The sequence below is a fragment of the Mesorhizobium sp. M0715 genome (assembly GCF_040320355.1).
Taxonomy (GTDB): domain Bacteria; phylum Pseudomonadota; class Alphaproteobacteria; order Rhizobiales; family Rhizobiaceae; genus Mesorhizobium.
Genome location: NZ_JAMYPL010000022.1, coordinates 114738 through 126602 on the forward strand (window position 1 = coordinate 114738; position 11865 = coordinate 126602).

An 11865-nucleotide genomic window follows, 5' to 3' on the forward strand; every position below is an offset into this window, starting at 1 on the left:
GATGACGCAAGAACCAGAGCTGGTCCCGCCACTCGCAGATAATTATTCATCCATGGTTCTGCTCATCGATGATCAGATCATGGTTTGCGAGGCGGTCAGGCGCGCTCTAGCCACCGCGCCCGATATTTCCTTACACTTCTGCACCGACCCATTGAGAGCGATGGCGGTCGCGGATGAGGTAAAGCCAACGGTTATTCTGCAGGATCTCGTCATGCCCGGGGTCGATGGGCTGCATCTGGTGCGAGAATACAGGAAGCATGGGTCGACACGCGCGGTCCCAGTCATTGTGCTGTCGAGCAAGGAAGATCCAGCCACCAAGGGCGAGGCGTTCGCTGCGGGAGCGAACGACTATCTCGTCAAACTGCCGGACCGTATCGAGCTGATTGCACGTATTCGATATCACACGCGGGCCTATCTGGATCACGTCCAGCGAGACGCGGCGTACCGAGCGCTAAGGGAAAGCCAGCGACAGCTGATCAGTGCAAATCTCGAGCTTGAACGTCTGACGCGGATCGATGGCCTGACGGGTCTAGGCAACAGGCGCTATTTTGACGAATATCTGGCGGCTGAATGGAAGCGCGCTTTTCGCGCACAGTCCCCATTGTCGCTGTTGATGATCGATGCAGACAACTTCAAACGATACAACGATACCTATGGCCATATGGCCGGCGACGAGGTGCTCAAGCAAATCGCCCGCGTAATCCAGAGTGGTTCCGGCCGCTCCACCGATCTCGCTGCGCGGTACGGAGGCGAAGAGTTCGTCATCGTGCTGGTCGACACTTTACTGGAACAATCCAGCGCGATCGCAGAGCGGCTCGTCCAGAGCGTGCGGGAATTGAACATACCCCACGGCCCGGATCGCGTGACCATCAGCGTTGGCGCCGCAACAGCGGTGCCCACCGAGAACGAGACGCCAAACGATTTCGTCAATGCCGCCGATTTGGCTCTGTTTCGTGCCAAATCGGAAGGACGAGATCGTGTTGCGCTTCATATGTCCCGCAGCTAGAGAAGCTCAATGCACCTCCGAAGAGCGGGTGTGTAATTTGAGGCTAAGATGGGGCGTGAGAGCGGCACTCGGTTGAAGATAGGAGCCGGACAACGGGCTTGAAGACTGGTTGGGCAAACGTTGGGAATGACAGCGACAGCGAGCTGGCCAGGTTCCGCTCCCTCCTCCTTATCATTGCGCCGCTTAAAACCCCAGGGTTGATTGCCGTGTGAAGCACTGGCGCGGCGAGGAAAACTTGCGGCGCGCTTCGCTGCAGAATTCCGGGAGGAGAAGGCTGAGCGTGTTCCAGAGGTCTATTAACTCCAGCAGGCGGAACCTTGCGAGCCTCGAAGCCTTCTTCCTGTTAGCTAAGGAGGAAACCAATGGCAAATCTGGGAAGACTGGCTGTCGCGATGCTTGGCATTTTTGCTTACCAAAATCGCGATAAGATCGGTGACTTGATCCGCGGCGCGGGAAATCGAGATCCAAACAACACACAAGGCGGGCTCTTGGATCAGCTGTCCAAGGGCGTCTCCGGGACCGCGTTTGGGGACATCCTCGACCGCTTCAGAAATGCAGGAGCGGGATCGAAGGTCGATTCGTGGGTTAGTACCGGACCCAACGAACCGATCGACCCGAAGGACGTGGAGACGGCAATTGACGAGGACACTCTCACTGCGCTTTCGATGCAAACTGGTCTGTCGCGCGATGAGTTGATTGCCCGGATCACTAAAGACTTGCCCGAGGCGGTCGACAAGCTGACGCCAAGGGGCGAACTGCCAGCAGCGACCGATGAGATCGCACTCCTAGATCAGGTGCCGCCACGCACTCCAGAGCGGTAAACGGGGGATTACATCGACCGTTAAATTGGCCGCGCCGCAATCCGGAGCGCATGACTGAACGGGCGGGCCACGGCCTGCCGTTGGGCGCCGCGAAGGAAAGAGTGGTGAAAGGGGGCGATCTTCTCTTTGGACTGGTTGTGATGAGGCGGGACCCTGGCACAGGTCGGCGTTGAGTTCCACTCTGCATTTTATTCAACATGACCCTAAATTGATTGGTCCACCCGGTTCCGAAACGACACAATGCGGGCTCGGCTGAGGCCCCTCCGTCTTTGAGGTATCGTCCTCGCGACCGCGTAAACAAGAAAGTGAATGATCGACCGACGTGACGCGATCACCCCATGTAGCGGCTTGCCGATCGAGCTTCAAAGTCAGCCTGATAGACTTTTGAAATAGACGTCATACAATCCCATTTTTCTGCTTTCAATGAAAGCAAAGCGAAATGGCCGAAGAACGCGCCCAACGCCGTCTTGCCGCCATATTGGCCGCCGACGTGGTGGGCTACAGCCGACTTCTGGACCTGGACGAGCAAGGAACATTGAACGCGTTAAAGAGGAGGCGGAAGGAGATCCTGGAACCACTGGTCCGCGACCGTCACGGCCGTGTCGTAAAAGTGATGGGTGATGGCGTCCTAGTCGAGTTCGGAAGCGCAGTGAACGCGGTGTCATGCGCCGTCGAACTCCAGAAGCGGATGATGGCCGCGAACGAGGGTTTGGCGTTCGACCGACAAATCAACCTGCATATCGGCATCAATCTGGGCGATGTCGTTGTCGAGGACGGCGATCTGTTCGGCGATGGCGTTGTTGTCGCAGTGCGGCTTCAGGCAATGGCCGGGGCCGGAGATATCTGCGTCTCCGGCAGCGTCTACGATCAAGTCAAGCGAAAGCTTGAATGCGACTTCGACGAACTCGGTCCGCAAGCGATCAAGAACGTTGCCGAACCGGTATCCGTTTACCGGATTCGGTTATCGGCCTCATCTGAAAGTGGCGGACCGGCAGAGAAAGCGCCGCTGCCGCTCCCCGGCAAGCCCTCCATCGCCGTCCTTCCCTTTACGAACATGAGCAACGATCCGGAGCAGGAGGCTTTTGTCGACGGCCTCACCGAAGACCTGATCACGGATCTGTCGAGGAACAGCGAGTTGTTTGTCATCGCCAGCAACTCGGCTTTTGCATACAAGGGCAGGCATATGGATGTGCGTCGCATCGCGCGAGAACTGGGAGTGCGCCATCTTCTTGAGGGTAGTGCACGGCGGGCAGCTGGACGGGTGCGTATCAACGCTCAATTGATCGATGCGATCGGGGGCGACCACCTTTGGGCCGAAAGATTCGACCGAAGCCTTGAAGATATCTTCGCTGTTCAGGACGAGGTGACCGGCAAGATTGTCGAGGCTCTGGTGGGCCGTCTGACCGCCGCGCCGGGGCGCAACAGACCGAAGAACCTGGAGGCCTATGATTTATGTGTGCGTGCACGGGCCTTGGGCCTGCAAACGGCACTCACCGCGAAAGAAGCCATTTTCCTGCTGAACCGGGCAATTGCGCTCGATCCGGAATATGCGGAGGCGCATCGTTGGCTGGCACTCAACCTCTGGCTGGGCTGGGAGTTCTGGGACGAACCGATGGACCCCAATCGCACAAGTGCGCTTGCCGAAGCACAGCAGGCGGTCGAACTCGACCCGAATGACGCTGGGAACCGATGGGTATTGGGCGTTATACTAGGACATGAGGGTCGCTGGGCGGAATCGGATGCCGAATTCGCCGCCGCCCACAAGCTGGATCCCAACCACGCCGACGCATGGGCAATGCAAGCTGAACTGACGACGGAAAACGGCCGGCCTGCCGAAGCCATAGAGCAGGTGCGCAAGGCGCTGCGGCTCAACCCTCACCCGCCCGGTTGGTACTACTGGATGTTGGGCCAGGCTCAGTATGCCATCGGCGACTACGAATCCGCGGTTGAAACGTTGCGGAGACCCGAAACTTATCGCACGACTTCACGACGCCTGCTTGCAGCAAGCCTTGCGCAACTTGGCCGTTTGGAGGAGGCGCGCTGGGAGGCGGAAATGTTCATGATAAGCAATCCGCACTTCACAATCAGGCATTGGTCAGCTTCGCAGCCTTTCCCGGCCGAGGACGTCCGACGGCATATCGTGGAAGGCTATCGCATGGCGGGGCTGCCAGAATGACTGTCACGGCTATGCCGTCGGGGCCGCCGTGGATAGCGTCTCGAGGCTGCCGCAGCAGCGAATATTTGGTCTCTTCTGCCGGAACGAAATTCGTCAAATCGAGACTTGAACATGGCAAGTGAAGACTTTCGGCACCGGAAAGCACAACGGGAGGATCTCCCGGCCCTGATTACGCTCATGGACGCGGCGATCTCTGAACTCCAGAAGCCCTTTCTAGATGACGCTCAGATCCAATCCAGCCGGGCCATCATGGGGCTGGATACACAACTTGTCGACGACGGCACTTACTTCCTCGTGGAGCACAACGGCGTTTTGGCAGGTTGCGGCGGTTGGAGCCGGCGCGCAACGATGTATGGTGGAGATCAGTCGCCTGGACGTGATGCAGCGCTGCTTGATCCTGCCAAGGACGCAGCACGCATCAGAGCCATGTACACCCATCCGGACTTTGTCCGGCGGGGGGTCGGCCACTTGATCCTTGCGCTTTGTGAGCGTGCCGCCAAGGCCGAGGGCTTCGCCCGTGCTGAGCTGGCAGCTACCGCGGCCGGAGAGCCACTGTATCGCGCCTGCGGGTACCAATCCGTCAAGAAATTCTTCGACGAGCGTGGCGGGGCTCCGGTTCCTATCCTGCTTATGAGCAAGACGCTCTGACCTCCGGCTTACAGGGCAGTCGCACGCAGTTGGCGGCGCTCGCCGGCACGGAATGCTCACCTATACTTCCGCCCCATGGTCCGCTTTTGGTGAATGGACGGGACCGTACGAATGACTGCCATTGGGCGCAAAGCCGCCGTTCGGCTTCCACTATGCCCAGATCGCATGCCGTCACGTTCGGACGCTCAGTCAAAGCGAACGAGATCTAATCCTGAAGAATCAGCCGGCCGGGATTACCGGCGCAGCCGGATCGTGAGGTCCGGGAACATGGCCGGCAGGAACCACTGCCGCCGCGCCTAAAACGTGCTTCTCTTGATCATCAAAGAAAATGTGGGCCCCGAGCGCCTTCAGGATGGGTGCTTTCTCACGGCTGCCTACGAAGTGCGCCTCGTCAGCTGGTGTTCCCCACGCTCTCAGCGTCCGAATTACGCGCTCATGCGCAGGGGCGTTCCGGGCAGTGACAAGTGCGATGCGGACCTTACTCACGTTGCCCTCATTAAGGAAAACTCGGCGCAATGCCGATAACTTGTGAAGAAAATTGCCAAACGGGCCGCGCGCCATCGGATTGCTCGCGTTCGCGGTCTCATGCGCAAGGAAAGCCTCCAGGCCCTTTTCTTTGTAGATTGCGTCGGACTCGGGGCCAAACACTACAGCATCGCCGTCGAACGCGACCCGGACCTCGCCCTGGGGTGTTTCGGCACGATCCTTGGGCGCCAAGCCAAGCCGAGCAGCGGCTGCTCCGCCGTCCACCGCTCCTTTTACATCCGTGTCCGCGTTTGAGAGAAATAGGTCAATGCCCCAAGCAGGAACAAAAGGAGCGAGTGACCGCCCGCTAGTAAAACTGCCTGTCTTGACGACAAGCCCATAATGATCGATCGACTTGAACGCTCGGAGAGAGAGGTCGGGCGAGTTCTGGGACAGAAGGATCACTTCAACATACGGAGCAGCCTCAGGATCGTTCAGCGCGAGTAACCGCTCGACTACCTCAAAGCCAGCACCCCTGCGGAGGATCACGTCCTCGCGTTCGAGTTGCATGGCCGCATACGACTTGACGCCGTAGTTCTCGAATACGCGATGTTCCTCCTCCAGATCAAAAAGAGCGCGCGTAGAGATTCCGATGCGGAGAGGGCTGGCCCTTAGCGTAGACCCTGGATCGCCATTCCCCTTGTCATCTTCGGCTGTAAGAGAGGCTTCCGCGATTTCCATTTGCCCTTCCTCCGATATTAAGACAGCCTAGGCAATGCCCTTTCTATATTTGACTTATTTCCGAAGAATTGAAGATCTGCGGTTCATTGCGGATCGCTGTCATTTCATCGCGATTTCCTAACTTTTCAAATGCCAGATGGACTTGGGAGCATCGACACGTCGTGGGAAGGTCCACTGGTGTGGTCTAAGCCCTCGAAGGCAGCGATATTCGACTGGACTTCATACGGCAACGAAGCATTGGTGTTGCCAGCGCAGCAGAAGAACAATGGATTAACAACGAGCAGAATCTCCAGCCCGCCAAGACAGCGGGCTTCGGTCAGTACAAGCGCCGGAATGGTCCGGGCTTCTAACTGATGGAGATTTGAAATGTCTATCTTTAACAACACCACTATGAAGGCCGACAATGCGGAAGCCGCCGATACGGCACCCAGCGTCGACGACAGCACCCCAACCCGGAAGCCGCGCGAGAAGTCCGTGGTGACCGTCGCGGTGACGGTCAAGAAGGCAAAGGACGAAGCGCCCGCAGCGCCTACCAAAACCGACATCGTCCTCAAGAAGCTGAAGTCGGCCAAAGGTGCTACAATCCAAACCCTGATGGATGCGACGGGATGGCAGGCGCATTCGGTGCGGGGTTTCCTCTCCGGTACCGTCAAGAAGAAGCTTGGCCACGAACTGCTCAGCGACACCGGCAAGGACGGACAAAGGCGGTACCGCATTGCCGAGGCGAAGACCGCCGGTTGACCTAGATGCGCAAAAGACAGGATCTGGATAGTGAGATCGCCGGGATTGGCGGTCTCACGCGTGATGAACTCACGGCAGCATGGAAAAAGGCCTATGGCTGCCCGCCGCCCAAAGGGGTCAAACGTGGGTTGCTTGAACGGTCGGCCGCCTGGCATCTCCAGGCCAAGCGATTGGGTGGTTTACCTTCGACCGTCAAGAAAACACTCGGAGCAGGCAACGCGCGCCAGTCCAACGTAAAGGCTGTCCAACCGAGCAATACTGGACCGGATCGCGAGGACGGTGTTCCGTCGGTCCGAGCAGCGTCATCGGATAAGGCACTAACGTCGCCGCCACGATCCCTTCCGCCAAGAATCGGCTCCCGTCTGGTGCGGGAATGGAATGGCCGGATGCACGTTATCGAAGTGGTCTATGACGGCTTCGTGCTCGATGGCAAGACGTACGGATCGCTGTCGGCTGTCGCCCGCCGCATTACCGGCGCCCATTGGTCTGGCCCGAGGTTCTTTGGCCTATGACAGCAATCCCTCGCCTCAACTGCGCGATCTACACTCGCAAATCGACCGAAGAGGGATTGGAGCAGGAATTCAATTCGCTCGATGCCCAGCGCGAAGCGTGCGCGGCCTTCATCGCATCGCAGGTCGGTCTTGGCTGGAAGTTGATGCCAAGCCACTACGATGACGGCGGGATTTCGGGCGGCACGATGGAGCGCCCTGCCCTGCAGCGTCTCCTACAGGACATCCGGGACAAAGAGGTCGATGTGGTGGTCGTCTACAAGATCGACCGCCTCACCCGTTCGCTGATGGATTTTTGCAAGATCGTCGAGATCTTCGATGCCAGCTCCGTCTCGTTTGTCTCGGTCACGCAGCAGTTCAACACCACAACCTCAATGGGCAGGCTCACGCTCAACGTGCTCTTGTCCTTCGCCCAGTTCGAGCGAGAGGTTACAGCAGAGCGTATCCGCGACAAGATCGCGGCCTCGAAGAAGAAAGGCATGTGGATGGGTGGCGTGGTGCCCCTGGGCTATCGTGTCGAGTACCGCAAGCTGGTGATTGACGAAACCGAGGCACAAACAGTCAGACACCTGTTCGCCCGCTATCTCACCCTGAGGTCAGTGCGCGACCTTGTCGATGAGGCTGCGAGCGACGGGGTTTCCACACGATCGCGACACCTCATAGACGGATCAGTTGCAGTTACCATGCCGTTTGGTCGCGGCAACCTCTACCACCTGCTTTCGAACCCGGTCTACGTCGGCAAGATCAGGCACAAGGATCAGGTCTACGATGGAGAGCACAAGCCAATTGTCACGTCTGCCACGTTCGACGAGGCCCAGGCACTACTTGCCTCTCAGGCGCCGCGGCGGCGAAGCGAGTCCAATGTCACGCAAGCCCATTTGCTCACCGGTCTGCTCTTTGATGAAGCGGGCGAGAAATTGCGATCGGTTCATGCCAATAAGCAAGGTGTTCGCTACCGATACTATGTCTCAAAGCAGTTCGTCGATGAGCGCAGGAAAGGTTCCGAGGGCTGGCGTCTTCCGGCACCCGCACTTGAGTCAGTTGTTGAGCATCGCCTCAATCGGATTCTCAGTGATCAAGCCCAACTGTCTGATTGGATTCGGCAATGGGCAGACTCTGGCGAAATCCAGGCAGCGATGCGGCGAGTTGACGAGATGCGGTCGTGTTGGGCTTCAGGCACTACGGATGCGAAGCGATCTCTCCTCCAAAAGATCGTTCACAGGATCACCCTCAAGCTTGGTTTATTGACCATCGAACTGGATCGCCGCTCGCTATCGGAATTGCTTCTCGACCGAAAGCTGCCACCCAACGATAGCGCCCAAGTAACTTCCATCGAATGTCCAATCGGAATGAAGCGTCGCGGCGTCGAAACGCGGATCGTGCTTACCAACGGATCCAATATCAACCGGGCACCCGATGCCGCCTTGATCAACCTTCTGCGCCGCGCCCACCTATATCTCGGCCAACTTACAGACGGAGTCGGTCGCAGCCTTACCGACGTTGCCATGCTCAACGGCACCGATACATCCGAGGTCAGCCGCCTATTGCCCTTCGCTTTCCTCGTTCCAAAAATTGCGGCCAACATCGTTGCAGGTGATCAACCTGTTGAACTAACGGCGCACCGGCTGTCCCGATTGTCGGACCTCCCCCTTACTTGGACTGACCAGGCTGCACTCCTGGGCTTCTAACCATCCGGCGAGCATCTCGCTGACCAGTCGACCATCGCTTTGGCAAACACTTGGCTACGGAATTCGCCCGACAGAGACGGACGACTTAAAAGTCGGGTGTTTTGCGTTTACCGCGGCGTCTCAGCCAAGTGTTGCCCACTACTCGGCGCTAACCCACGGAAATGTCGGAGGTATTCTGAGACGGTCGAAACCCCGAAAAACGAGGGGACTGGATGGTGGGCCCGGAGGGACTCGAACCCCCAACCAAGCGGTTATGAGCCGCCGGCTCTAACCATTGAGCTACAGGCCCCACGCGGGCTGGATTAATGTTTTTCGCATCGCGGCACAAGGCTTTCCCTACGGGCTTCCGCAGATCGCCCAAATCAACCCATAATCGCGCTCTACGCGACCCCTTGCGACTTGATCGCAGACCAAGGAGATTTTCATGACCAGACATCTTTTGCCTCTCGCGCTCGCCGCTGCAATCGCTTTTCCGGCGATGGCTGGAGCCGCCGATCTGCCGACGCCGCCCCGCATCATCGTGTCGGGCGAAGGCGAAGCAACCGTAGCCCCCGATCTGGCGGTCCTGACGCTGAGCGTCATGCGCGAGGCCAAGACCGCGCGCGCCGCGCTCGATGCCAACAATGACGCCATGGCCGCCGTGATCGCGGCGATGAAGTCCGCCGGCATCAAGGACCGCGATCTGCAGACCGCTGGCATCCAGATCAACCCGCGCTACAACTACACCAACAAGCCGGACGGCAGCCAGGAAGCCGAACTCGTCGCCTATCAGGTGACCAACACGCTTTCGGTGCGGGTGCGCGACGTCGACAAGACAGGCGAGGTCCTCGACAAGGCGGTGTCGCTGGGCGTCAACCAGGGCGGCGGCATTGCCTTCACCAACGACAACCCGGCAGCCACGGTCACCGAGGCGCGAAAGAAGGCGGTCGCCGACGCCATGGCCAAGGCCAAGACGCTGGCCGAAGCCGCCGGCGTCAGCCTCGGCCGGGTGCTCGAGATCACAGACCAGAACATCAGGCCGGCGCCGATGCCGATCAATGCCAAAGCCTTCGATGCCGCGGCCGGCGCGGCTCCGGTACAAGCCGGTGAGAACGCCTACAATGTGCAGGTCACCGTCACCTTCGAACTGAAATAATCGGCTCTGACGGTCCGTAGCTGAGCCTAGCCACGGCAATCATCAGCCAATAGCGTGCATGAAAAACCCCGCAGGATTGCTCCCGCGGGGTTTTTTCGAGCCACACCCTTCAAACGGAAAGGGGCTCGGCTAGTCCCGGCTGATCTTCGTAGGAGATCATGCTGCCAGACCGACCTTCACTGAAGGTCGTGTCTCCCGGCTGATCCTCGCAGACGATCATGCCTCTATGATCCGCCAAAGCCGGCCTTAGCGATAGATGACGGGGCAGCCGCGCTCATTGGCGAACACGACGACGACGCGGTCGCCGTCCTGGCGGCCCATCACCTTCACCGTACGACGGCTGACGTCGACGATGCGGGCACGGCGCAGACCCATGCGTTCGGCCTTGTCGAGGGCGCGGTCCGACGAGCAGCCACGGCGCCAGTCGCCACGGCGCTCGTCACGGCGATGGCGATAACCGTCGTCACCGGTATAGACGCCGAAACGCGGGTCGTTGTTGTTGCCGAAGCCGAGGTAAAGGCTGTCGGCGTGAGCGGGAACAGCCGCCAGCGTGCCGAGACCGACCAGGGCCGAAAGGGCTGCCGTCTTGATCGTGTTGAACATCGTCTTCTCTCCTTTTGCGGGCCTTCGCCCCTTGTGAACCGATGAGGGGGAGAATGCGCTTGCCTGTCTGAACTCTTTACGAACCTGCCGTTCATCTCCGGTTCATATGGCGGGAAGAAGGAAAGTTCCGGCCATTTGCCGTCGTCCCCAGCCCTTGGTGAAGGCCAGAACGTCTGACTCGACGCCCCGGTTCCAACCCCGCTGATTGGCCGAATGCATTCGAACGGGAGGCTCCTGCTCACCGTCGCTGGTCCTACGGCTCCTCGTCCAGCACATAGTCAAAATAGTCTTCCGGCTCGGCAAGATCGGTTTCGCTCGCCTTGACCCGGCCGCGCATCGAGATGCCGGCTTCATGCACGGTCTCGGCGCTGCCCGACACCAGCCGGTGCCACCAGTAGAGGTCGCGGCCTTCGGCCACCAGCCGATAGGCACAGGTGCTGGGCAGCCAGCTGATGGTTCGCACATTCTGCGGCGTCAGCCCGACGCAGTCGGGAACGCGCGCCAGCCGATTGGCATAGTCCGAACAGCGGCAGGTCTCGGCGTCGAACAGCCGACAGCCGACGCTGGTCCAGTAGATCTCGCCAGTGTCCTCGTCCTCAAGCTTTGACAGGCAGCATTTGCCGCAGCCGTCGCACAGTGATTCCCACTCGGCCGGGCTCATCGCCTCCAGCGCCTTGGTTTTCCAGAATGGCGTTTCCATTTCCGGGATGTGGCCCCAGCCGCGGGCAAGGTCAAGCGCGGCAATGGTCGCAATGCGGCTATCGCCAGGTGAATGACATGAAGTTGCCTTCAAAAGGTCGGTCAATCGCCCCGTACGGCCTCTATCCGTGCCAGACTGGAACCAATCGGCACAAGATCGGTTTCGGCAAGGATGGGACCCCACAAGGAGAATTTCGATGAAACGCCAACCACGGATTCTGGCAGGCACGGCACTTGGCCTGTTGATGGCATCCGCGCCGTTGGGCGCGTTCCCGCTTCAGGGAAGTGTCGCGTCCGGCCTTGCCCAGCGCACGGCAGCCCCATTCATCCTGGCGCAAGCAGCATGCGCCGAAGGCGAAGCGGCCGAAGCCTGCGCACAAAAGCAGCAGGCGGAACCCGAACAGAAGCGCGAACGCAAGAAGGCCGAGCCTGAACAGCAGGCCGCGCCTGCCCAGAGCGAGCAGCCCGCCGAGGAGCAGCAGCCACGCCGGAAGAAGCGCGACCAGCAGCAGCAGACCGAGCAGGCGCCGGCCGAACAGGCAGCACCCGCCGAGGAACAGCAGCCGCGCAGGAAGAAGCGCGACCAGCAGCAGCAGACCGAGCAGGCGCCGGCCGAACAGGCCGCTCCAGCCG

The 11865-nt window shown here is 59.5% G+C and carries 11 protein-coding genes, 1 tRNA gene and 1 pseudogene; 9 read left to right on the plus strand and 4 right to left on the minus strand.

The window, feature by feature from the left end:
* Position 1 precedes the first annotated feature (1 nt).
* From NKI21_RS24035 to NKI21_RS24050, 4 genes are all read left to right on the plus strand, one after another.
* Positions 2-1006 carry a response regulator gene (locus NKI21_RS24035; RefSeq protein WP_031212665.1) on the plus strand — a complete coding sequence of 335 codons (1005 nt, stop codon included), beginning with the start codon at positions 2-4 and terminating at the stop codon, positions 1004-1006.
* Positions 1007-1368: 362 nt separating this feature from the next.
* Positions 1369-1827, plus strand: coding sequence for a YidB family protein (locus NKI21_RS24040; protein WP_352867582.1), 459 nt, complete (start codon positions 1369-1371; stop codon positions 1825-1827).
* 439 nt (positions 1828-2266) lie between these two features.
* On the plus strand, positions 2267-4003 hold the full coding sequence (locus NKI21_RS24045) for an adenylate/guanylate cyclase domain-containing protein (protein WP_352867585.1): 1737 nt from the start codon (positions 2267-2269) through the stop codon (positions 4001-4003).
* Positions 4004-4114: 111 nt separating this feature from the next.
* A complete protein-coding gene (locus NKI21_RS24050) occupies positions 4115-4651 on the plus strand; it encodes a GNAT family N-acetyltransferase (protein WP_023809638.1) in 537 nt (178 codons plus the stop codon).
* A 219-nt stretch (positions 4652-4870) separates the two neighbouring features.
* Here the strand turns inward: NKI21_RS24050 and NKI21_RS24055 are convergent, their stop codons facing one another.
* Positions 4871-5857: a 5'-nucleotidase gene (locus NKI21_RS24055; protein WP_081734773.1), complete on the minus strand. Its 987-nt coding sequence runs from the start codon at positions 5855-5857 to the stop codon at positions 4871-4873.
* A gap of 366 nt (positions 5858-6223) precedes the next feature.
* On the opposite strand from NKI21_RS24055, the gene NKI21_RS24060 reads away from it, so the two are divergent.
* Genes NKI21_RS24060 through NKI21_RS24070 form a run of 3 tightly spaced genes read left to right on the plus strand, consistent with a single transcriptional unit; the run spans position 6224 to position 8795 of the window.
* Complete coding sequence (locus NKI21_RS24060; protein ID WP_245273115.1) at positions 6224-6598, plus strand: DUF3489 domain-containing protein; 375 nt, start codon at positions 6224-6226, stop codon at positions 6596-6598.
* A 5-nt stretch (positions 6599-6603) separates the two neighbouring features.
* A complete protein-coding gene (locus NKI21_RS24065; protein ID WP_032908834.1) occupies positions 6604-7110 on the plus strand; it encodes a DUF2924 domain-containing protein in 507 nt (168 codons plus the stop codon).
* Complete coding sequence (locus tag NKI21_RS24070; RefSeq protein ID WP_023809640.1) at positions 7107-8795, plus strand: recombinase family protein; 1689 nt, start codon at positions 7107-7109, stop codon at positions 8793-8795. The genes NKI21_RS24065 and NKI21_RS24070 overlap by 4 nt, the downstream gene beginning before the upstream one ends.
* 213 nt (positions 8796-9008) lie before the next feature.
* Here the strand turns inward: NKI21_RS24070 and NKI21_RS24075 are convergent.
* Positions 9009-9084 (minus strand) — tRNA-Ile (locus NKI21_RS24075).
* Between the two features lie 135 nt (positions 9085-9219).
* Here NKI21_RS24075 and NKI21_RS24080 point away from each other — a divergent pair.
* Complete coding sequence (locus NKI21_RS24080) at positions 9220-9930, plus strand: SIMPL domain-containing protein (protein ID WP_023809641.1); 711 nt, start codon at positions 9220-9222, stop codon at positions 9928-9930.
* Positions 9931-10176: 246 nt separating this feature from the next.
* Here the strand turns inward: NKI21_RS24080 and NKI21_RS24085 are convergent, their stop codons facing one another.
* Both NKI21_RS24085 and NKI21_RS24090 read right to left on the minus strand, forming a co-directional pair.
* Complete coding sequence (locus NKI21_RS24085; RefSeq protein ID WP_352867589.1) at positions 10177-10533, minus strand: hypothetical protein; 357 nt, start codon at positions 10531-10533, stop codon at positions 10177-10179.
* A gap of 253 nt (positions 10534-10786) precedes the next feature.
* Positions 10787-11233 (minus strand): YcgN family cysteine cluster protein, encoded by a 447-nt coding sequence (locus NKI21_RS24090; protein WP_013530173.1) that lies wholly within the window; start codon positions 11231-11233, stop codon positions 10787-10789.
* A gap of 196 nt (positions 11234-11429) precedes the next feature.
* On the opposite strand from NKI21_RS24090, the pseudogene NKI21_RS24095 reads away from it, so the two are divergent.
* Positions 11430-11865, plus strand: a pseudogene (locus NKI21_RS24095) (OmpA family protein); the annotation flags it as partial.